This window comes from Clostridium sp. AT4, from assembly GCF_001517625.2.
Taxonomy (GTDB): domain Bacteria; phylum Bacillota; class Clostridia; order Lachnospirales; family Lachnospiraceae; genus Enterocloster.
This window is the reverse complement of sequence record NZ_LN999827.1, coordinates 482,623-504,855: the sequence shown is the minus strand read 5'-3', so window position 1 is coordinate 504,855 and position 22,233 is coordinate 482,623. Positions and strand designations below refer to the sequence as shown.

At 48.0% G+C, this 22,233-nt stretch carries 18 protein-coding genes; all 18 read left to right on the top strand.

The window, feature by feature from the left end:
• Positions 1 to 433 precede the first annotated feature (433 nt).
• The 18 genes from BN3656_RS05515 to BN3656_RS05430 all read left to right on the top strand — a co-directional run bounded on the left by BN3656_RS05515 (position 434) and on the right by BN3656_RS05430 (position 22,106).
• Positions 434 to 1,792, top strand: coding sequence for an ABC transporter substrate-binding protein (locus tag BN3656_RS05515; protein WP_066545021.1), 1,359 nt, complete (start codon positions 434 to 436; stop codon positions 1,790 to 1,792).
• Between the two features lie 64 nt (positions 1,793 to 1,856).
• A complete protein-coding gene (locus tag BN3656_RS05510) occupies positions 1,857 to 2,159 on the top strand; it encodes a hypothetical protein (RefSeq protein ID WP_066545019.1) in 303 nt (100 codons plus the stop codon).
• Between the two features lie 28 nt (positions 2,160 to 2,187).
• Positions 2,188 to 3,081: a sugar ABC transporter permease gene (locus BN3656_RS05505; RefSeq protein ID WP_066545017.1), complete on the top strand. Its 894-nt coding sequence runs from the start codon at positions 2,188 to 2,190 to the stop codon at positions 3,079 to 3,081.
• A 6-nt stretch (positions 3,082 to 3,087) separates the two neighbouring features.
• On the top strand, positions 3,088 to 3,939 hold the full coding sequence (locus BN3656_RS05500) for a carbohydrate ABC transporter permease (RefSeq protein WP_066545013.1): 852 nt from the start codon (positions 3,088 to 3,090) through the stop codon (positions 3,937 to 3,939).
• A 77-nt stretch (positions 3,940 to 4,016) separates the two neighbouring features.
• Positions 4,017 to 5,567 carry a glycoside hydrolase family 28 protein gene (locus BN3656_RS05495; protein ID WP_066545011.1) on the top strand — a complete coding sequence of 517 codons (1,551 nt, stop codon included), beginning with the start codon at positions 4,017 to 4,019 and terminating at the stop codon, positions 5,565 to 5,567.
• 15 nt (positions 5,568 to 5,582) lie between these two features.
• Positions 5,583 to 6,575 carry a LacI family DNA-binding transcriptional regulator gene (locus BN3656_RS05490; RefSeq protein ID WP_066545010.1) on the top strand — a complete coding sequence of 331 codons (993 nt, stop codon included), beginning with the start codon at positions 5,583 to 5,585 and terminating at the stop codon, positions 6,573 to 6,575.
• A 42-nt stretch (positions 6,576 to 6,617) separates the two neighbouring features.
• The gene (locus BN3656_RS05485; protein WP_066545009.1) at positions 6,618 to 7,142 is read left to right on the top strand and encodes an adenine phosphoribosyltransferase; all 525 of its coding nucleotides are present in this window, start codon (positions 6,618 to 6,620) and stop codon (positions 7,140 to 7,142) included.
• 195 nt (positions 7,143 to 7,337) lie between these two features.
• A complete protein-coding gene (locus tag BN3656_RS05480; RefSeq protein ID WP_242962943.1) occupies positions 7,338 to 7,829 on the top strand; it encodes a MarR family transcriptional regulator in 492 nt (163 codons plus the stop codon).
• On the top strand, positions 7,822 to 9,558 hold the full coding sequence (locus tag BN3656_RS05475; protein WP_066545005.1) for an ABC transporter ATP-binding protein: 1,737 nt from the start codon (positions 7,822 to 7,824) through the stop codon (positions 9,556 to 9,558). Before BN3656_RS05480 ends, BN3656_RS05475 begins: the two co-directional genes overlap by 8 nt.
• Positions 9,548 to 11,431: an ABC transporter ATP-binding protein gene (locus BN3656_RS05470; RefSeq protein WP_066545004.1), complete on the top strand. Its 1,884-nt coding sequence runs from the start codon at positions 9,548 to 9,550 to the stop codon at positions 11,429 to 11,431. The genes BN3656_RS05475 and BN3656_RS05470 overlap by 11 nt, the downstream gene beginning before the upstream one ends.
• A gap of 197 nt (positions 11,432 to 11,628) precedes the next feature.
• Positions 11,629 to 13,914: a bifunctional (p)ppGpp synthetase/guanosine-3',5'-bis(diphosphate) 3'-pyrophosphohydrolase gene (locus tag BN3656_RS05465; RefSeq protein ID WP_066544999.1), complete on the top strand. Its 2,286-nt coding sequence runs from the start codon at positions 11,629 to 11,631 to the stop codon at positions 13,912 to 13,914.
• A gap of 12 nt (positions 13,915 to 13,926) precedes the next feature.
• Positions 13,927 to 14,568 carry an MBL fold metallo-hydrolase gene (locus BN3656_RS05460; RefSeq protein WP_066544994.1) on the top strand — a complete coding sequence of 214 codons (642 nt, stop codon included), beginning with the start codon at positions 13,927 to 13,929 and terminating at the stop codon, positions 14,566 to 14,568.
• Between the two features lie 21 nt (positions 14,569 to 14,589).
• The gene (gene hemZ / locus BN3656_RS05455; protein WP_066544993.1) at positions 14,590 to 16,137 is read left to right on the top strand and encodes a coproporphyrinogen dehydrogenase HemZ; all 1,548 of its coding nucleotides are present in this window, start codon (positions 14,590 to 14,592) and stop codon (positions 16,135 to 16,137) included.
• Between the two features lie 113 nt (positions 16,138 to 16,250).
• Entirely contained in the window at positions 16,251 to 17,516 is a 1,266-nt protein-coding gene (gene hisS, locus BN3656_RS05450) for a histidine--tRNA ligase (protein WP_066544988.1), read from the top strand.
• A 53-nt stretch (positions 17,517 to 17,569) separates the two neighbouring features.
• The gene (aspS, locus tag BN3656_RS05445; protein WP_066544987.1) at positions 17,570 to 19,363 is read left to right on the top strand and encodes an aspartate--tRNA ligase; all 1,794 of its coding nucleotides are present in this window, start codon (positions 17,570 to 17,572) and stop codon (positions 19,361 to 19,363) included.
• A 172-nt stretch (positions 19,364 to 19,535) separates the two neighbouring features.
• On the top strand, positions 19,536 to 19,895 hold the full coding sequence (locus BN3656_RS05440) for a metalloregulator ArsR/SmtB family transcription factor (RefSeq protein WP_066544985.1): 360 nt from the start codon (positions 19,536 to 19,538) through the stop codon (positions 19,893 to 19,895).
• Between the two features lie 28 nt (positions 19,896 to 19,923).
• Positions 19,924 to 20,142 carry a cation transporter gene (locus BN3656_RS05435; protein ID WP_066544984.1) on the top strand — a complete coding sequence of 73 codons (219 nt, stop codon included), beginning with the start codon at positions 19,924 to 19,926 and terminating at the stop codon, positions 20,140 to 20,142.
• A gap of 38 nt (positions 20,143 to 20,180) precedes the next feature.
• Complete coding sequence (locus BN3656_RS05430) at positions 20,181 to 22,106, top strand: heavy metal translocating P-type ATPase (protein ID WP_066544983.1); 1,926 nt, start codon at positions 20,181 to 20,183, stop codon at positions 22,104 to 22,106.
• Positions 22,107 to 22,233 lie beyond the last annotated feature (127 nt).

Here is a 22,233-nt window from a genome sequence, read left to right as displayed (position 1 = left end):
CTTTAAAAATAGTAACACATATATAAGGGTTTTTAAAGACAGTATGAAAGAAAATGATATGTAAACGTTTGCAGCCCAAAAACGGGTAATAAATGCCATGACTGTCTGGATCTATTCTCCCTTAATTTGGTAAAAAATACTTGCATTACCACCAAAAATATCATTTTCTGTCTTGAAACCATCTTATCACAAAAAAACAGAGAAGAAAACTAGACATATTGCATAAAAAGAAAGTGTAAAAATATACACAATACATAATTGACAACTGATAGGGTTAATGATATTATGAAATTACCATGAGAAATAAGCACGTTTGCTTAAAAGTATACAAATTTGTAAACGCTTACCTAGCGGATGTGCACAATTTTCAGAACAATGTTGCAAACCTTTGCAAAATGTGTATGCGAAGGGGAAAAGAAAGGGAGAGAGTAAAATGAAGAGAAATTTCAAAAAAGCAGTATCTCTGGCTCTGGCATCTACCATGGCATTATCTCTGGCAGCCTGCGGCGGTACGTCCGCATCTACAGATACAACTGCAGCAGGTAAAGCTGAGGGCGGCGATGGCGCAGCAAGCAATGAGGAAGTTACCTTAAAGTTTTCATGGTGGGGCGGTGATGCCCGTCATGAGGCAACTGAGAAGGCAATCGCAGCTTTCATGGAAAAGTATCCAAACATCAAGGTTGAGGCTGAGTATGGCGCATGGACCGGCTGGGAAGAGAAGCAGGCTCTGGCAATCCAGGGCGGCAATGCAGCTGACGTAATGCAGATCAACTGGAACTGGATTACCTCCTACAGCGGAAACGGCAAGAATTTCGTAAATCTGGACGAGTACAGCGATGTGATCGATCTGACACAGTTTGACCAGGAGGTTCTGGATCAGTGTAAGGCAGACGGAAAGCTGATGGCAGTTCCGATTTCTCTGACAGGCCGTCTGTTCTACTGGAATAAGACCACATTTGATGAGATCGGATGCGAGCTTCCTACAGACGAGGCATCCTTACTGGCAGCCGGAGAGGCATTTAAGGCATACGGCGACGATTATTATCCTCTGGCACTGGGCGAGTACGACCGTGCGATCTTCCTGGTATACTACTTAGAGAGCAAGTACGGCAAGGCCTGGGTAGAGGACGGAGCTGTTCAGTATACAAAGGAAGAGATCCAGGAAGGTATGGATTTCATCACAAAGCTGGAAGAGAATCATGTAATTCCTACTCTGGCTACACTTCAGGGCGATATGGCAGACTCTCTTGACAAGAACGCTAAGTGGATCAACGGTAAGTATGCAGGTATCCTTGAGTGGGATTCTTCTGTAAGCAAGTTCCAGCAGGCGATCGCAGAGAGTACAGATAAGCCTGGACAGGAGCTGGTAATCGGCGACTTCATCAAGTTCGGCGATCACAACGGCGGATTTACCAAGGTATCCATGGCATTTGCAGTTGCAGCAAATTCTGAGCATCCGAAGGAAGCAGCCATGCTGATCAACTTCCTGTTAAATGAGGATGAAGGCATCGAAATCTCCGGTACTGAGAGAGGTATCCCTTGCTCCAAGAAGGCAATTGAGATTCTCAATGAGAAGGGAATCGGCGATGAGATGGTTAAGGAAGCAAACTCCAAGGTGACTGCATACAGCAAGTTCCCTCTGGATCCCTACTTCGAGCATAATGACTTAAAGGCTAACCCTGACGGCGTATACTACAAGGTATTCGGTAAGCTGTCCGCAGGCAACACGACATCTGCCGAGGCTGCCGAGGAACTGCTTAAGGGCATTGATGAGTGCTACAGCAACTACTAATCCGCAAGAAATAAACGGCAGCGTCCCTTTCAGACGCTGCCTCCCTTTGAGGGGAACAGTGAATATGACAGAAAAAGAAATCAGAGAAGCAGTTAAAAACAAAGAAAATTACAGCAGTATTGTTACTTATTTTAAAACACAGAAAACTCTCAGCGAGGCAGATCTGGTCCTGCTGATCGACATGATAGAGGAGATGTCTCCGGAGATCTATGAGCATTACAGAGCGCTCCAGGACATGTTCCGTGAAGGCATAAGAAAACATCTGGAAGCTTCCAAAGAGGCTTCCGGCGAGCAGCTCGCATACGCCATAAAAAAGGGCTGCGCCCTGGGCACTCTCCTGGCAGAAAAGTATGCGGACCGCGTATAAAAGTACGAAATATTATGGAGGTAACCGTATGAAAAACAAGAAAGGATTCTGGGCGCTGAATATCGGCCTTCTGTACATTCTGCCCTGGCTGGTTGGTTTTATCCTGTTTAAGGTATATCCCTTCCTCTCATCCCTTTTTTACAGCTTCACCAACTACGACCTTTTCAATGGCATTACCAAGTACGGCATGATGAATTACGAGAAGATCTTTACGGATCCCGATATCATCCGCGCCTTTGTGGTAACGTTTAAATACGCCATTTTTGACGTGCCCTTAAAGCTGATGTTCGCTCTGTTTATTGCCTACATCTTAAACTTTAAGTTAAAGGGCGTAAACTTCTTCAGAACCGCTTACTACATCCCTTCCATTCTGGGCGGCTCCATCGCGATCGCTATCCTGTGGAGAGCTGTATTTAACACAGACGGCCTGATCAACACCGTTTTAGGCGCGTTCGGTATCCCGGAGATCAACTGGATGGCCGGAGACATGAGCGCCCTGATGGTGATCGTACTTCTCCGTGTATGGCAGTTCGGTTCCGCCATGGTTATCTTCCTGGCAGCCTTAAAGGGTGTGTCTGAGGATCTTTATGAGGCGGCTTCTATCGACGGCGCCGGCAAGTGGACACAGTTCTTTAAGATTACCGTACCCCTGATCACACCGGTTATTTTCTACAACCTGGTTACCCAGTTATGCCAGGCATTCCAGGAGTTCAACGGACCGTTCCTTGTAACCAAGGGCGGACCAAACGGAGCAACCACACTGATCTCCATGCTGATCTACAACAACGCATTCCTCCGCCACAAGATGGGTATGGCAAGCGCCCAGGCGTGGATCCTGTTCTTGATTACTATGACTATGACCGTTGTTGCATTTGTCAGCCAGAAGAAGTGGGTTTACTATTCAGATGAGGATGGGAGGTAGAATCAGATGACAAGAGAGACAAGAAGAAAAATCAGTACTGTGATCCGCTACACCCTTCTGATCCTGGTAGGGATTATCATGGTGTATCCTCTGATCTGGATGGTGGGAGCAACCTTTAAGACCAACTCCGAGATCTTCACCAGCGCATGGTTTATCCCGAAGAATCCTGTATTCGACGGCTATGACAATGCATTTAAGAGTTACGGAGGAAAGATCGATCTGGTTAAATCTCTGATCAATACCTACAAGATCGTTATTCCGAAGGTTATCTTTACCGTTGTATCCGCAACGATCACAGCATATGGCTTTGGACGTTTCAACTTTAAAGGAAAGAACATCTTTTTTGCACTGCTGATGTCTACCCTGTTCCTTCCTCAGGTTGTATTAAACGCACCTCAGTACATCATGTTCAACAACTGGAAGTGGGTAAATACCTACCTGCCTCTGGTTATCCCGTCCTTATTTGCAGCTGATACCTACTTTGTATTCATGCTGATCCAGTTCTTACGAGGCGTACCAAAAGAGCTGGAGGAGGCGGCTAAGATTGACGGCTGCAACACCTTAAAAACACTGTGGTATGTAATCGTGCCTATGTTAAAGCCATCACTGGTATCCTGTGCGCTGTTCCAGTTCATGTGGACCAACAATGACTTCCAGGGCCCGTTGATCTATATCGCTGATATGGATAAATATACCAACTCCGTATATCTGCGTATGTCTATGGACGGCGACGTAGGCTTCCAGTGGAACCGGATTCTGGCAATGTCCCTGATTTCCATTATTCCTTCCCTGGTGGTATTTTTCTGCGCCCAGGATTCCTTTATTGACGGTATCGCAGCCGGCGGTGTAAAGGGTTAAATGTTGCATGGTACATTAAAAAACGGAGGATTCTCTTTCGGGGGATTCCTCTATTTTTGTTAAAGGAGACAAAAGCTATGGAATTAAAAGTAATCTACAAGAACGCAAGATGTGCGGTAATTGAAATTGAAGACGGAGGACGCTACCATACAGCCTCTTCCTGGACTATCTACTTAAATCACAAAGAGGCGGCAAAAACAGACAAGGCGGTCACCAGCCTGTATCATCTGACTCCCGATACCCAGTACGAAGTAGAGGCGGTCAATGAGGCCGGAGAGAGGATTATGTCCTACTTTGCTACAGACTATGAGTTTGTTACCTTAAATGTCCGTGACTTTGGCGCAAAGGGAGATGGGGAGAGCGATGACACGATTTTTATCCAGGCAGCGATCATGGCCTGCCCGAAAGAGAGCCGTGTGCTGATCCCGGCAGGAACCTACCGGATCTCCTCTCTGTTCCTTAAGGATGATGTTTCCATTGAGCTGGATGAGGGAGCCGTATTGTCTGCTTTTACAGACCGCAGCCGTTTTCCTGTGTTCAAAGGGATGATCCAGAGTTATAATGAAAAGGATGAGTACAATCTGGGTACCTGGGAGGGAAATCCTCTTCCTATGTTTACAGCTATTATTACAGGTGTGAACGTAAAAAATGTAACGATTTACGGACAGGGAACGATAGATGGAAATGCAGACAGAGAGAACTGGTGGAAGGATCCCAAGATCATGAACGGCGCATTCCGCCCCAGAATGGTATTTTTAGAGCGGTGTGAACATGTAGTTCTCCAGGGTATCACGGTACAGAACAGCCCAAGCTGGAATCTCCATCCTTATTTTTCCGACAACCTTCGTTTCCTGGACATGAAGGTATTAAATCCAAAGGATTCTCCCAACACTGATGGCCTGGATCCGGAGTCCTGTAAAAATGTGGAAATTACAGGTGTGTATTTCTCTCTGGGCGATGACTGTATTGCTTTAAAATCAGGAAAAATCTATATGGGATCTACCTATAAGCGTCCCTGTGAAAATGTAACCATCCGCCAGTGCTGTATGCGCGACGGCCACGGCTCCATTACCATCGGAAGCGAGATGGCCGGAGGCGTGAAGAATCTGACCGTAAGAGACTGTATGTTCCTTCATACGGACCGGGGACTGCGGATCAAGACCAGAAGAGGACGTGGAAAGGATGCGGTAGTTCAGGGTATTTTATTTGAAAATATCACAATGGATCATGTAATGACTCCCTTTGTGATCAATTGTTTCTATTTCTGCGATCCGGATGGCCATTCTGAGTATGTTCGCAGCAAGGAAGCCGGACCGGTGGATGACCGCCTGCCGGAGATCGCTACCCTTACCTTTAGAAATATTGAGGCCAGAAATTGCCATGTGGCTGCTGCCTATATGTACGGCCTGCCGGAAAAGAAGATCGGACGGGTAGAGATGGAGCATGTGCGGGTAACTTATGCAGATGAACCTATGTGCGGCCAGCCGGCCATGATGGAGGGCTGCAGTAAGACCACCTGCCGCCAGGGAATCTATGCAAATAATATCGAAGAGCTTATATTAAAGGATGTGGAGATAAGCGGCCAGGAAGGGCCTGCAGTTGTCACAGAAAATATCGGGAATATGTAAAACGGAGGGGATAAAGTGGCAGTAACGATCAAGGATATCGCTAAAAAGGCGGGGGTTTCCTATTCAACGGTTTCCAGGGCCTTAAACGGAGTGGGGGGATATTCCGAGACAAGAGACAGGATCCGCCGTCTGGCGTCTGAAATGGGATATGTACCCAATCAGGCAGCGATCCACTTGAAAAAATCACGTTCCTATGTGATCGGACTGTATTTTTCAACGATCAGCAAAATGACTTCTCCCTATGTGCTTCACGATGTACTTACAGGGGTTTACAGTATTACGGGAAGCAAGTATAATGTAGTGGTAAAGGGTATTGATATGCATGAACCGGGTACCTTAAATCCCAGCTATTTTGACGGGATCATTGTCCTGTCCCAGAAAAATGAGGATATGGAATTTATGGATGAGGTTCTGTCAAAGAAGATTCCCATGACGGTTATCTGCCGTTCCGTGGATATCGATGCGCCCAATGTGACAACAGACGAGGCCAGGGCCATGGAACGGGCCATGGATTACCTTTTGGATAATGGCCATCGGAAGCTGGCAGTCATCGAGGGAAGGCCAGAGCTGGATTCTACCCGCCTGCGCCACAGAGGCTGGCGGATCTCCATGCGAAAGCACGGGCTGGATCCCGATCAGGTGCCTATGATTAATGGAAACTATCGTTACGGAAGCGGCTACAGCGCAGCAAAACAGCTCCTTTCCTATGAGCCTACGGCAATTCTCTGTTTTAATGATGAGATGGCCTTTGGAGCAAGGACAGCGATCGATGAGGCGGGGCTGTCTGTGCCGGGAGATGTTTCTCTGATCGGCTTTGATAACTGGGATTTGTCCGGTTATTCCGATATGCATCTGACTACGGTGGAGAGAAACATGGGCGATATCGCCAGAGAGGGCGCCAGAGTGCTTCTGCGCCGTCTGGACGATGGAATTGTGGATAACAGGAGAATTTATCTGGATAATAAGCTTATCATACGGGATACGGTACGGAACCTGAAGGAAGAATAGTCCGTGAACCGATTGCAGATCAAACAAAAGGAGAAGGCAGACATGAAAAAACTGGAAGAATATGTAAGAAGCATTCCCGATTTCCCGGAGCCTGGAATCATTTTCAGGGATGTAACCTCTATTTTACAGGATGCAGACGGACTGCAGCTGGCGGTAGACAGCCTGCGCGCCATGGTGAAGGATCTGGATTATGACGTAGTCGTTGGGCCGGAGTCCAGAGGCTTTATTTTCGGCGTACCGGTGGCCTATGCAGAGCATAAGAGCTTTGTGCCTGTGCGCAAAAAGGGAAAGCTTCCCTGCGAGACCATTTCTGCAGAGTATGAACTAGAATACGGAACTGCAGAGATCGAGATCCATAAGGACGCCATCCGTCCGGGCCAGAAGGTTGTGATCGTAGACGATCTGATCGCCACCGGAGGCACTACAGAGGCGATCATAAAGCTGATCGAACAGCTGGGAGGCCAGGTGGTAAAAATCTGTTTTGTAATGGAACTGGCCGGATTAAAGGGCAGAGAGAAGTTAAAGGATTATGCAGTGGACTCTGCAATCGTTTATGAGGGAAAGTAATTTTCCGTCCAGAAGCGTTCATTCTGTTGAAAAATGGGATGGACGCTTTTTTGAACACATATTTTTCACATTTTCCCCTGTGAAACTATCTTGACATTAAATTTTTAAGTCTGTATAATACCAAAAGTTAGGACGCTAACTATCTGAAAGCAGTGCATACGAAGAGGTGAAATGATGCAGGATATGGAATGCAGAATGGAAACAATGCATATGGGAAGGATGATCCATATGCTCTCTCATCAGTTAAAGCGCAGGAACATCCAGGAGGAGCTGATGGATGAGGGATTGACCGGGTCTCAGCGGCATATTATGAAGTTTATCCTTCTGCGGACCCTTCATACGGATGTGTATCAGAAGGATATCGAGGAAGAGTTCCGTATCCGCAAATCAACGGTAACAGGGATCCTGAAACTTTTGGAAAAAAATGGATTCATCAGGAGAGAAAGCGTTCCTCAGGATGCAAGGCTCAAGCGCATTGTGCCGACAGCCAGGGCAGAGGCACTGCGTCCCCAGATTTTAGAGCAGCTGGGGAGAACGGAAGCTCTTCTTATGGAGGGAATCCCGGAAGAAGAGCTTCATATCTGGCGCAGTGTGATGTGCCGGATGTTCGGCAATCTTGTAAGAGCGGAGGAGGAAGCGTCTAAAACAAATAAAAACATAAAGGAGGAAGAGGAAAAGGATGAATAAATTACTTTTAAAATCGGTCCGGGAATACAAAAAGCAGTCTATACTGACTCCCATATTTGTATTGCTGGAGGTGCTGTTAGAAGTTATGATCCCCATGGAAATGGCAAAGATCATTGACATTGGAATCGCAGGAGGCAATCTGCCTTACATCATCCAGAGGGGCTTCATACTGGTTGTGATGGCAATGCTTGCCCTGTATTTCGGCGTAACAGCCGGAAAGACGGCGGCAATCGCGGCGGCGGGATATGCAAAAAATCTGCGCCATGATATATTTTACAGGGTTCAGGAGTTTTCGTTTAAGAATATCGACCATTTCTCTACCTCAGGTCTTGTAACCCGTATGACTACGGATATTACCAATGTTCAGATGGCTTATATGATGAGCCTGCGCCTGTTAGCCAGAGCGCCCATCATGGTAGCTTTATCATGGGTTATGACTCTGACCATCAATCCCAGGGTTGCGCTTTTATTTTTAGTTGTGATCCCCGTTCTGGGCGGCGCCCTGATTTTTATTGCAAAGAAGGCCCATCCCCATTTCGTAAAGGTTTTTGATGAATACGATATTTTAAATAATTCTGTACAGGAAAATGTAAACGCTTCCAGAGTGGTAAAATCCTTTGTAAGAGAAGACCATGAAATCGGAAAGTTCCATGACATTTCCAAATACGTTTACAGACTTTTTACAAAGGCTGAAGGGATTGTGGCATGGAATGCTCCGGTGATGCAGACCGTAGTTTATACGGTAATCATCCTTCTGGTAGCGATCTGCGGCAAGAGTATCGTCTTTGGAACCATGGAGACCGGAGAGATGACAAGCGTAATCGTCTATGCCATGCAGATCATGATGTCTCTTATGATGGTAACCTTCGTATTTGTTATGATCATGATTGCTGAGGCATCCACAGACCGTATTACCAGCGTTCTTACGGAAGTGCCTGAGATGCAGGAAAAGGAGCAGGCGGTGAAGGAGGTTTCAGATGGAGGCATCACCTTTGAGCATGTAGATTTCAGCTATGCCGGCGAGGGCGGCCCTCTTTCCTTAAAGGATGTAAACCTTTCCATTAAGCCGGGACAGACCGTAGGCATCATCGGAGGAACCGGAAGCTCCAAATCTACTCTGGTCCAGCTGATCCCGAGACTTTATGATGTAACGAAGGGAAGCGTAAAGGTAGGAGGAATCGATGTAAGGGAGTACGATCTGGAGGTTCTGAGAGATCAGGTTTCTATGGTACTTCAGAAAAATGTGCTGTTTACAGGAAGTATTTATGAAAATATCCGATGGGGCAATGAAAAGGCCTCGAATGAAGAAGTGGAGCGGGTATGCCGTCTGGCTCAGGCAGACGGATTTGTGAAGGAGTTTCCTCACGGTTATGATACCATGATCGTTCAGGGCGGAAATAACGTATCCGGCGGTCAGAAGCAGCGTCTGTGTATTGCAAGAGCACTGTTAAAACGGCCCAAGATCCTGATCCTTGATGATTCCACCAGTGCGGTAGACACAAAGACGGATGCTCTTATCCGAAAGGCCTTCAGGGAGGAGATTCCCGATACCACAAAGATCATTATCGCCCAGCGGGTTTCCTCGATCGAGGATGCAGATCAGATCATTGTTCTGGATGAAGGACGGATCGTGGGCGTAGGTACCTCCAAGGAACTTCTGCGCACCAATGAGATCTACCGTGAAGTATATGAGTCTCAGATGAAGGGAGGCGAAGAGAATGAGCAGTAAGAAACTACAGATTTCCAAAAACACGGCTCAGACCGCAAAGCGTCTTTTAAAATATGTGACAGAAACGTATAAGCTGCGCTTTTTTCTGGTATTTATCTGTATCTTTATCAGTTCAGGAGCAAGCATTTCCGTATCTCTGTCGCTGAAATTTCTGCTGGACGACTTTATTATCCCGCTGATCGGACAGCAGACGCCGGATTTTGCCGGGCTGTACCGGGCTCTGGGAACGCTGGCCTGTATTTTCGTTGCGGGCGTACTTGCCACCTTTACCTATACAAGACTGATGGTCTATATCGGACAGGGTGTGTTAAAACGGATCCGTGACGATATGTTTGAGCACATGCAGACCCTTCCGATCCGGTATTTTGATCAGAATACAACTGGCTCTATCATGAGTCTTTACACCAACGATACAGACACGCTGCGCCAGATGATCAGCCAGTCCATCCCCCAGGCGCTGTCTTCCTTTTTTACGATCGTAGTAACTTTTATCTCCATGCTGGTGTTAAGCCCTGCTCTTACGGTGCTGGCTGTACTGGTTATTGTTGTCATGCTTTTCGTATCCAGAAAGATCGGAGGAAACAGCGGAAAATATTTTGTGCGCCAGCAGGTGGCTGTAGCGGACATAACAGGCTTTGTGGAAGAGCGGATGAACGGCCAGAGAGTGGTTAAGGTATTTAACCATGAGCGCAAATCCGAGGAGGAGTTTGACAAACTAAATGAAGCGCTTTTTGAATGTGCTTCTCAGGCCAATACCTTTGCCAACATTATGGGGCCTGTGATCGGAAACATTGGAAATATGCAGTTTGTGCTTACGGCAGTGCTGGGAGGTTTCCTGTCTGTGCTGGGAGTCGGCGGCATTACCCTGGGTGTGATGGCTTCCTACCTGCAGTTTACAAAGAGCTTTACCCAGCCCTTTATGCAGGTGGCCCAGCAGTTTAACGCCATTATCATGGCTCTGGCAGGCGCGGAACGTATTTTTGCCCTGATTGATGAGAAGCCGGAAAAGGATGAAGGCTATGTAACTCTGGTCAATGCCAGAAAGGATGCGGACGGGGTGATTTCTGAATGTAAGGAGCGTACCGGCATGTGGGCCTGGAAGCATCCCCACGGCGACGGCAGTGTGACCTATACAGAGCTTACGGGCGACGTTCGGTTTGAGAATGTGATCTTTGGTTATGATGATGAAAAGGTGATCCTCCATGATATCAGCCTGTTTGCAAAGCCTGGTCAAAAGCTGGCATTTGTAGGCTCTACAGGAGCCGGAAAGACCACCATTACCAACCTGATCAACCGTTTTTACGATATTCAGGATGGAAAGATCCGTTATGACGGCATCAATATTACGAAGATCAGGAAGGACGATTTAAGGCGTTCTCTGGGAATCGTGCTTCAGGATACCCATTTATTTACAGGAACGATCCGGGAAAATATCCGCTACGGAAAGCTGGATGCTACAGATGAAGAGGTATATGCGGCTGCAAAGCTGGCCCATGCGGATCAGTTTATCCGTATGCTGCCTCAGGGCTATGATACCATGTTAAGCGGAGACGGCGAGGAGCTGTCCCAGGGCCAGAGACAGCTCTTATCTATCGCCAGGGCTGCGGTGGCAGATCCGCCAGTATTGATCTTAGACGAGGCAACCTCCAGTATTGATACCAGAACCGAGAGTATTGTGCAGAAAGGTATGGACAATCTGATGAAGGGGCGCACCGTATTTGTGATCGCCCACCGTCTGTCCACCATCCGCAACAGCAACGCGATCATTGTGCTGGATCATGGACGGATCATCGAGCGGGGAGACCATGAGGATCTGATCCGCTTAAAGGGAACGTACTATCAGCTCTATACGGGAAAGCTGGAATTGTCATAAAGACCCGTTTGGCGCTGACAGCATGAAATAAACATATGGATTCAGGGATAACCGTACATGAAAAGGATGTATGGATATCCCTGAATTTTTATTTGTTTCGGTCATGGACGCCATATTTTCAAGGACGGCCTTGCTTTTTCACAGAAATAAAATTATAATGATAACTAATTATTTCTAAGAAAAAGGTGACCACACATATGGGAAAAGAGGGAACAAAAGAAAAACTGGATATTGAACTGGAAGCGCCGGCTGATTTTACCAGTCCGGAGGTACTGTATCAGGATCTGATCCGCGCCATCCGAAAGTACCATCCGTCGGATGATCTTACCATGATCGAAAAGGCATATAAAATCGCTGATGAGGCTCACAAGGAGCAGAAGCGCAAATCAGGAGAGCCCTATATTATCCATCCGCTCTGCGTGGCGATCATTCTGGCTGATCTGGAAATGGATAAGGAGACCATTGCAGCGGGCCTTCTCCATGATGTGGTTGAAGACACCATTATGACCCTTGAGCAGCTGACAAAGGAGTTTGGCTCTGAGGTAGCCTTTCTGGTAGACGGCGTTACCAAGCTGACCCAGTTAAACTGGGACAAGGATAAGGTGGAGATCCAGGCGGAGAACCTGCGGAAGATGTTTCTTGCCATGGCAAAGGATATCCGCGTCATCATTATCAAGCTGGCAGACCGTCTCCACAATATGCGGACTGGAAAATACTGGAAGCCGGAGAAGCAGAAGGAAAAGGCCAGAGAGACACTGGAGATCTATGCTCCCATTGCAGACCGTCTGGGTATTTCCAAGATTAAGATCGAGCTGGATGACCTGTCCTTAAAATTCCTCCATCCGGATGTGTATTACGATCTGGTAGAAAAGGTGGATCTGCGAAAGGACGCCAGAGAGGCCTTTGTCCAGTCCATTGTATCTGAGGTAAAAGAGCATATGGACGAGGCGGGCATCGAGGCTTCCGTAGGCGGCAGGGTGAAGCATTTCTTCAGCATATATAAAAAGATGGTCAAGCAGAACAAGACCCTGGATCAGATTTACGATCTTTTTGCCGTGCGCATCATGGTAGAAACGGTAAAGGACTGCTATGCGGCTCTTGGTGTCATCCACGAGATGTATAAGCCGATACCTGGTCGTTTTAAAGACTATATCGCCATGCCGAAGCCAAATATGTACCAGTCTCTCCATACTACGCTCATTGGCAGCACAGGACAGCCCTTTGAGATCCAGATCCGTACCTACGAAATGCACCGCACGGCGGAGTACGGTATTGCGGCTCACTGGAAATATAAGGAAAGCGGCAGCGGACAGGTAGCAGCAGGCAAGGAAGAAGAAAAGATGAGCTGGCTGCGCCAGATCCTGGAGTGGCAGAAGGATACGGATGATTCCAAAGAATTCTTAAATATGGTAAAGGGCGATCTGGATCTGTTTTCCGACAGTGTATACTGCTTTACGCCCTCGGGTGATGTAAAGACCCTTCCAAGCGGCTCTACGCCTATTGACTTTGCCTACTGCATCCACAGTGCGGTTGGCAACAAGATGGTAGGAGCAAGGGTAAACGGAAAGCTGGTTCCCATTGAGTATGTGATCCAGAACGGCGACCAGATCGAGATTGTCACCTCCCAGAACTGCAAGGGTCCCAGCCGCGACTGGCTGAAGGTGGTAAAGAGCACCCAGGCCAAAAACAAGATTAACCAGTGGTTTAAGACCCAGATGAAGGAGGACAATATCATCCGGGGCCGTGAGGCGGTAGAGCGCTACTGCAAGGCCAAGGGCATCAACTGGGCGGAGCTTGGAAAACCGGAGTTTATGGAAAAGGTTATGCACCGGTATGCCTTTAAGGACTGGGATTCCGTGCTGGCATCCATCGGCCACGGCGGCCTGAAGGAAGGCCAGGTCATCAATAAGATGATGGAGGAGCGGGAGAAGAAGCGCAAGCGTGAGATCACAGATGCAGACGTATTGGGCGGCATTGCCGATACAGACGGCCGCTCCGGAGAAGCGACGGTGCGCAAAAATAAGAGCGGCATTGTGGTGAAGGGACTTCATGACCTGGCAGTGCGTTTTTCACGCTGCTGCAATCCGGTTCCCGGCGATGAGATCGTAGGCTTTGTCACCAGAGGCCGCGGTGTGTCGATCCACCGTACAGATTGTATTAATGTGATCAATCTTCCTCAGGAAGAGAGAGTTCGTCTGATCGATGCAGAATGGCAGGTGGCGGAAACAGCGGGAAGTACGGAGCAGTACTCTACGGAAATTCAGATTTTCGCCAATAACCGCATTGGCATGTTTGCGGATATTTCCAAGGTATTTACAGAGAAGCAGATTGATATTACTTCTATGAATGTGAGAACCAGCAAGCAGGGCAAGGCAACCATTATCATGACCTTTGACATTCACGGCACGGAAGAACTGAACCGGATCACAGATAAGATCCGCCAGATTGAAGGCGTGCTGGATATCCAGAGAACCACGGGCTAAAGGAGGATGCGTATGAGCGATTTCAGAATCAAAACCTGCGTATTGGGGCCGGTAAGCACGAACTGTTACCTGGTTTACAACGATACAACCAAAGAGGCTGTGGCAGTAGACCCCGGAGACAACGGAGATTATATTTTAAATAAATGCAGTGAGCTTGGGATAAAGCTTCAGGCTGTGCTTCTGACCCATGGGCATTTTGACCATATCGGAGCGGCTCTTCAGATAGCAAGGGCCTTTACCATTCCCATCTATGCATCGGAAACCGAGGATGGTATGCTGGCGGATACGTCTTTGAATCTGACCGCTCATTTTACAGGCCATTCTCTGAGTTTTCATGCAGACAGGCTGGTACATGACGGGGATGAGCTGGAGCTTTTGGGATATAAGTGGAAAGTCATTGCAACTCCCGGCCATACCGCAGGCTCTGTGTGCTATTATCTGCCGGAAGAAGAGGTGCTTCTGTCTGGAGATACTCTGTTCCAGGATTCCTATGGACGGACAGATCTGCCGACAGGAAGCAGCAGAGCGCTGGTGGATTCTGTACTTAGGAAGCTGTTTATACTGCCGGGAGATACTATGGTCTATCCGGGCCATGGAGAGCCCACTACCATTGGTTATGAGGCGCAGAACAATCCTATTGCATGCTATAGATAGAAAGTAGAAAGCAGGAACAAAATGATCGGTTTACTGATACAGGATAATGCATACGAACAGGACATCAGAGAACTTCTGATGTCTTTTTATCCGGGCGAAACATATGCCCATGAAATAAAAGACGGAGTGGATTTTTATGTGCAGACCCGTCTCATACAGAAGGAAGAGGACGGCTGCACTGCCTCGGAGGAGGATGCGGCTGGACAGGAATGGAATGTAGGGATTGCCCTCTGGGAACAGATAAAAGAGGGAGAGGCCGCAGGCTGCAGTCCTTATTTTCCAGTGCCGGAAGGACTGGAGGACTTTCACCTTGCGTCATCCTCCAGAGGATATTCGGATCTTTCCGATCACAGCGAGACGAAAAATGTGGTAAAGCAGCTATTTTACTGTATGCTCACAGAACGCACCGGCCATGAGCTGCCCTGGGGGTCCCTCACGGGAATCCGGCCCACCAAGATTGCTTTAAGCCGTCTGGAGGAGGGCTGGAAGGAGGAAGAGATCCGCTCCTTTATGAAAAAAAACTATCTGGCGAGCGATGAAAAGATTGATTTGAGCATTGAAATTGCCGCAAGGGAGAAAATGCTTTTAGAGCCGTTGGATTATGACAGGGGATACAGCCTGTATGTGGGAATTCCATTCTGTCCCACCACCTGTCTTTACTGTTCCTTTACCTCTTACCCCATCAGCAAATGGAAGGGGCGCACCGGCCTTTATCTGGAAGCATTATTTAAGGAAATGGAATATGTGGCAGACAAGATGAAGGGACGCCCTCTGGATACTATCTACTTTGGAGGCGGAACCCCGACTGCTCTGCCAGCAGAGGACATTGATGCGATCCTGACAAAGCTGGATCAGCTGTTTGATACGGAGAATGCTTTGGAATTTACGGTGGAGGCAGGGCGGCCTGACAGTATCACAGAGGAAAAACTTCGGGTGCTGAGAGATCATGGCATCACCAGGATTTCCATAAATCCCCAGACTATGAACCAGAAGACTCTGGACCTCATTGGCCGCCGCCATACGGTGGAGATGGTAAAGGAAAAGTTCCTCATGGCAAGAGAGCTGGGCTTTGACAATATCAATATGGATCTGATCATGGGGCTTCCGGAGGAGGATTTAGACGATGTACGCCACACACTGGAAGAGATCGAGGCTCTCAGGCCCGATTCTCTTACGGTTCATTCCCTGGCCATCAAGCGGGCTGCCCGTTTAAATATGTTTAAGGAAGAGTACGGCGGCTTAAAGATAAACAATACACCTGAGATGATCGCCATGAGCGAGGCCTGCGCCCGTCGCCTTGGCATGGAACCCTATTATCTTTACCGCCAGAAAAACATGGCCGGAAATTTTGAAAACGTAGGCTATTCCCTTCCCGGCAAAGCCTGCATTTACAATATCCTCATCATGGAGGAGCTTCAGACCATCGCCGCCTGCGGCGCAGGCACCACCACAAAGGTTGTATTCCCTGCAGAAAACCGCAGGGAACGGTGCGAGAATGTGAAGGAAGTAGAGCAGTATATCAGCAGGATTGATGAGATGATCGGGCGGAAGGAGAGGATATTGGGGTAAACGGTATATTCCAGCCCTGATTTCCCGCGAATTTCCTCAAAACACTTGCAAAATAGAAAAAGTACACTACAATAGTAATCACGAAACAAAACGCAAATTATGGAGAAAATACTATGCCGTTAACGAAAAAACCAGTAACCGGAATGAAGGATATCACGCCTGCCGAGATGCAGATCCGTGAGTATGTTATGAACCAGATCCGTGAAACCTATAAGAGCTTTGGCTTTTCCCAGATCGAAACTCCCTGTGTAGAGCACATTGAGAACCTGACCAGCAAGCAGGGCGGAGACAATGAAAAACTGATTTTCAAGGTATTAAAAAGAGGCGACAAGTTAAATCTGGAAACCGCACAGGATGAAAATGATCTAACCGACAGCGGTCTGCGCTACGACCTGACACTGCCGCTGTCCCGCTATTATGCAAACAATGCATCCAGCCTTCCAAGCCCCTTTAAGGCGCTGCAGATGGGAAGCGTGTGGAGGGCAGACCGTCCCCAGAAGGGCCGCTTCCGCCAGTTTACCCAGTGCGATATTGACATTTTAGGCGACGCTACCAATCTGGCAGAGATCGAGCTGATCTTAGCGACCACAACCGCTCTTGGAAAGATCTGCCCGGACAATGGATTTACCGTCCGCATCAATGACCGTGGCATCCTCTTTGGCATGGCCCGCTACTGCGGTTTCTCTGAGGAGGCCATGGACAGTGTGCTCATCACCCTGGATAAGATGGACAAGATCGGTTTTGAGGGCGTGGAGAAGGAGCTTCTGGAAAATGGAAACGCAAAGGAAAGCGTAGACCGTTATCTGGAACTTCTCCGCACCGTTACGAGAGACGCAGAGGGCGTGAAGGCTCTGGGCGAGACTTTAAAGGATGTAATGGATCCGGCAGTGTGCCAGGGACTGGTACACATTATGGAGACCGTTAAGGATGTGGCTGAAACTGAGTTTGGACTTGTATTTGATCCCACTCTGGTTCGTGGTATGTCCTACTACACAGGCACTATTTTCGAGGTATCCATGGAGGGCTTCGGCGGTTCTGTTGCCGGCGGCGGACGCTACGATAAGATGATCGGAAAGTTCACCGGAATGGAAACGCCGGCCTGCGGCTTTTCCATCGGCTTTGAGCGCATTGTCACCATCCTCTTAGATAACGGCTTTACCGTTCCGGGAGCCGGAGAAAAGAAGGCATATCTCTTTGAAAAGGGCATCGATTCCGCAGCTCTGGCAGCAGTGATCCGTGAGGCCATGGAGGAGAGAAAGAACGGCGTTCAGGTGCTGGTAGCCCAGATGAATAAAAACAAGAAGTTCCAGAAGGAGCAGCTTGGCAAAGAGGGCTATGGTGAGTTTAAGGAGTTTTACAGAGAGAGCCTGAAGCATTAAGGGCGAAAATGCGCGAATGCGATAAATCTTTACGATGATAAAGGAGAATAATCATGGCAGAATCAATGGCTGGGTTGAAGCGTACCCACAGATGTACAGAGGTAACTGCAGCGCAGATCGGTGAAAATGTCACCGTTATGGGCTGGGTTCAGAAGAGCAGAAATAAAGGCGGCATTATTTTCGTAGACTTAAGAGACCGTTCCGGTATTTTACAGCTGATTTTCGAGGAAAATGACTGCGGCGCTGAGAACTTCGCAAAGGCTGAGAAGTTAAGAAGCGAGTTTGTAGTGGCAGTAGAAGGCCGCGTAGAGGCCCGTTCCGGCGCTGTAAATGAAAATCTGGCTACAGGAGCCATCGAGATCCGTGCCAATTCCCTGCGGATCCTGGCTGAGTCTGAGACACCGCCCTTCCCTATTGAGGAGAAGAGCAAGACAAAGGAAGAGCTGCGTCTGGAGTACCGTTTCCTTGATTTGAGACGGCCTGATATCCAGCACAATCTGATTACCCGCAGCCGCGTGGCAACTCTCACAAGAGCATTTCTGGCAGAAGAGGGCTTCCTTGAGATTGAGACTCCTACTCTGATTAAGAGCACCCCTGAAGGCGCAAGAGATTACCTGGTTCCCAGCCGTGTGCATCCCGGTTCCTTCTATGCTCTGCCCCAGTCTCCCCAGCTGTTTAAGCAGCTGTTAATGGTATCCGGCTATGACCGTTATTTCCAGCTGGCCCGCTGCTACCGCGACGAGGATCTGCGTGCAGACCGCCAGCCGGAATTTACACAGATCGATATGGAGCTGTCCTTTGTGGATGTAGATGATGTTCTGGATGTAAATGAGCGTCTCTTACAGAAGCTCTTTAAGGAAATCTGCGGTTATGAGCTGCAGCTTCCCATCCAGCGCATGACATGGAGAGAGGCGATGGACCGCTTCGGTTCCGACAAGCCGGATCTGCGCTTTGGAATGGAATTAAAGAACGTTTCCGAGGTTGTGAAGGACTGCGAATTTGTGGTATTTAAGGGCGCTCTGGAAAATGGCGGTTCTGTCCGCGGCATCAATGCTGAGGGCCAGGGCCATATGCCTAGAAAGAAAATCGACGCTCTGGTAGAGTATGCAAAGGGCTTTGGGGCAAAGGGTCTTGCATACATTGCCATCAATGAGGACGGCACCTTTAAGTCTTCCTTTGCAAAGTTTATGAAGGAAGAGGAAATGGCTGCCCTGATCGCTGCCATGGACGGAAAAGCGGGCGATCTCCTTCTCTTTGCAGCAGATAAGGACAAGGTTGTATTCGACGTGTTGGGCAACCTGCGTCTGGAGTTGGCAAGACAGCTGGATCTGCTGAAAAAAGATGACTTTAAGTTCCTGTGGGTAACTGAGTTCCCGCTTCTTGAGTATTCTGAGGAAGAGGACCGCTATGTGGCAATGCATCATCCATTTACCATGCCGATGGAGGAGGATCTGCAGTACCTTGACTCTGATCCAGGCCGTGTCCGTGCAAAGGCATACGATATCGTATTAAACGGCGTGGAAATGGGCGGCGGTTCTGTCCGTATCCATCAGGCCGATATCCAGTCAAAGATGTTTGAGGTTCTGGGCTTTACTCCTGAGCGTGCACAGGAACAGTTCGGCTTCCTGTTAAAGGCATTCAAGTATGGTGTTCCACCTCATGCAGGTCTGGCATATGGTCTTGACCGTATGGTTATGCTGATGGTAGGCGCAGACAGCATCCGTGATGTGATTGCCTTCCCTAAAGTGAAGGACGCATCCTGCCTGATGACGGAAGCTCCTGCTCCTGTAGATGGAAAACAGCTGGAAGAACTGGGAATCCAGGTTGCGGAAGAAGAAAAACAGTAATATTTTAAAATTTGAGGCAGTGCCTTTTGAGAAATGAGATCTCAGGGCACTGCTTTTTTATTTTTTAAATTTAACTATTGACATTCAGAAAAAAAGAACTATACTGTTTATATAAGCATATGAACATTTATTCATATGTTAAGTGGCCGAAGGAGAGGAAAGGAGGAAAAAGATGGCATTAAATGATGTAGAGTGCTGTGATTTTTATCAGGTTCATGAGGATGTGGTAAAGTCCGTGACTGATAAGATGCCGGATGAGGATCAGCTGTACGATCTGGCGGAGATTTTTAAGGTGTTTGGCGATTCCACACGGATTAAGATTTTGTATGTATTGTTTGAATCAGAGATGTGCGTGTGCGATATTGCCCAGCTTTTAAACATGAATCAGTCCGCTATTTCCCATCAGCTTAGGATTTTAAAGCAGAACCGTCTGGTGAAGAACCGGCGGGAAGGAAAGGCCGTATTTTATTCTCTGGCAGACAGCCATGTAAAGACCATACTCAGTCAGGGTATGGATCACATATCAGAGTAAGAATATAAAAATGGAGGAAAATAAGAACATGAAAAAGAAATTCAAATTAACTAATTTAGACTGTGCGAACTGTGCTGCAAAGATGGAAAACGCCATTAAAAAGATTGACGGGGTAAGGGATGCCAATGTGAGCTTTATGACTCAGAAGATGACGATTGAAGCGGATGACAGCCGTTTTGATGAGATTATGGAGGAAGTGCAGTCTGTATGCAGAAAAGTAGAGCCGGACTGTACAATTCAGATGTAGAGCCGTTGAGAATGATGCATCAGGAGGAATAACGGAACATGACAGTAAAGCAGAAGCGTATGCTTATACGTATCCTTGGAACCTTTGGAATCTATATTGCCCTCACAGTAACAGAGCATTTGGGACTTCTGCCGTTTAGGGAGAAAAGCCCGGTATGGCCGGCGCTGTATCTGATCCCCTATTTTTTCATCGGATGGGACATTATTTACCGGGCTCTGCGCAATATCAGAAACGGACAGGTGTTTGATGAAAACTTTCTGATGGCTCTGGCTACAGTAGGAGCATTTGCGGTACAACAGTACTCAGAAGCAGTTGCGGTGATGCTGTTTTATCAGGTAGGGGAGCTGTTTCAGAATTATGCCGTAAACCGTTCCCGCCAGTCAATCTCAGACCTGATGGATATTTGCCCGGAGTATGCCAATATTGAAGAAGACGGACAGCTAAAGCAGGTGGATCCGGATGATGTATCAGTGGGGGATATAATTGTCATAAAGGCCGGAGAGAGGATCCCTCTGGACGGAAGGGTTATTTCCGGAGACTCCATGATCGATACATCTGCTCTTACAGGAGAGTCCGTCCCGAGAAGAGTCAGAGCAGGAGATGAGATGATCAGTGGATGCGTCAATGGAAGCGGACTGCTGCGGGTAGAGGTTACGAAAGAATTTGACGATTCCACAGTAGCACGTATTCTGGAACTGGTAGAGAATGCCAGCAGCAAAAAGGCGCCGGTGGAGAACTTTATTACCCGGTTTGCAAGGTATTATACCCCGGTTGTGGTGATTGCGGCAGTAGTTCTTGCTATTCTTCCTCCGCTGTTTTTTGGACAGACATGGAGCGAAGGGATACGCAGAGCCTGTACTTTCCTGGTGATTTCCTGTCCCTGTGCACTGGTCATTTCCGTTCCCATGAGCTTCTTTTCCGGAATCGGAGCGGCTTCTAAAAAAGGTGTATTGGTAAAGGGAAGTAATTATCTGGAGGCTCTTGCAAATGTCCATACAGTGGTATTTGACAAGACGGGAACCCTTACTAAGGGAGAATTTAAGGTGACAGGCATTTATCCGTCCGGGGATGCGGATCAGGAAACAATAGAGAAAAGGCAGGATACAGATAAAGCTGACGGCTGGTCGGCTTCCCAGCTGGCTCTGTTAGAACTGGCAGCCCTGGCAGAAAGCTCCTCCGACCATCCTGTTTCCAGGTCTATCCGTGAAGCTTGGGGGCATTCTTTTGAGCATACGAGGATCGCAGATGCAGAGGAGATTCCCGGTCATGGAATCCGTGTAAAGGCAGACGGACGCACTGTGCTGGCAGGAAATGACCGTCTGATGAAGATGGAAAATATTGCCTATAAGCCATGTCCGGGCGTGGGAACGGTGGTTTATCTGGCAGAGGAAGGAAACTTTCTGGGTTCCATTCTTATTTCCGATGTAATAAAAGAAGGCATTCCTGAAGCAATGCGTGATCTTAAAAAGGCCGGTGCTGCAAAGACAGTGATGCTTACCGGAGACCGAAAGGAAACCGGGGAAGCAGTGGCAAAGGAAATCGGCCTGGATGAGGTTCATGCAGAACTCCTTCCCGGCGACAAGGTAGATATGGTAGAAAAACTGCTGGCAGAATGCAAGGGAAAGGAGAAGCTGGTCTTTGTAGGCGACGGCATCAATGATGCCCCGGTGCTCTCCCGTGCAGATGTGGGAATCGCTATGGGAAGCATGGGATCGGACGCAGCTATCGAGGCGGCTGATATTGTCCTTATGGATGATGATCCCAGAAAGATTGCAGCCGTTGTCCGTATTTCTCGTAAAACACTCCGAATTGTGATGCAGAATATCGTCTTTGCCCTGGGCGTGAAATTGATCGTTCTGGCGATGGGAGCCTTTGGCGCGGCTAATATGTGGGAAGCTGTGTTTGCGGATGTGGGAGTGTCCGTGATCGCGATTTTGAATGCCATGAGGGCTCTGAAGGGGTAATTATATAGACAGATTCCTTTGGTTATGAAGCTGATTGGTAGATAAAAACGATATAATGGAATGAAAAAAGGACGCATCTGCTCAGGCAGAACGGCGTCCTTTTTAGGTGTCATATGAAAATGTCAAA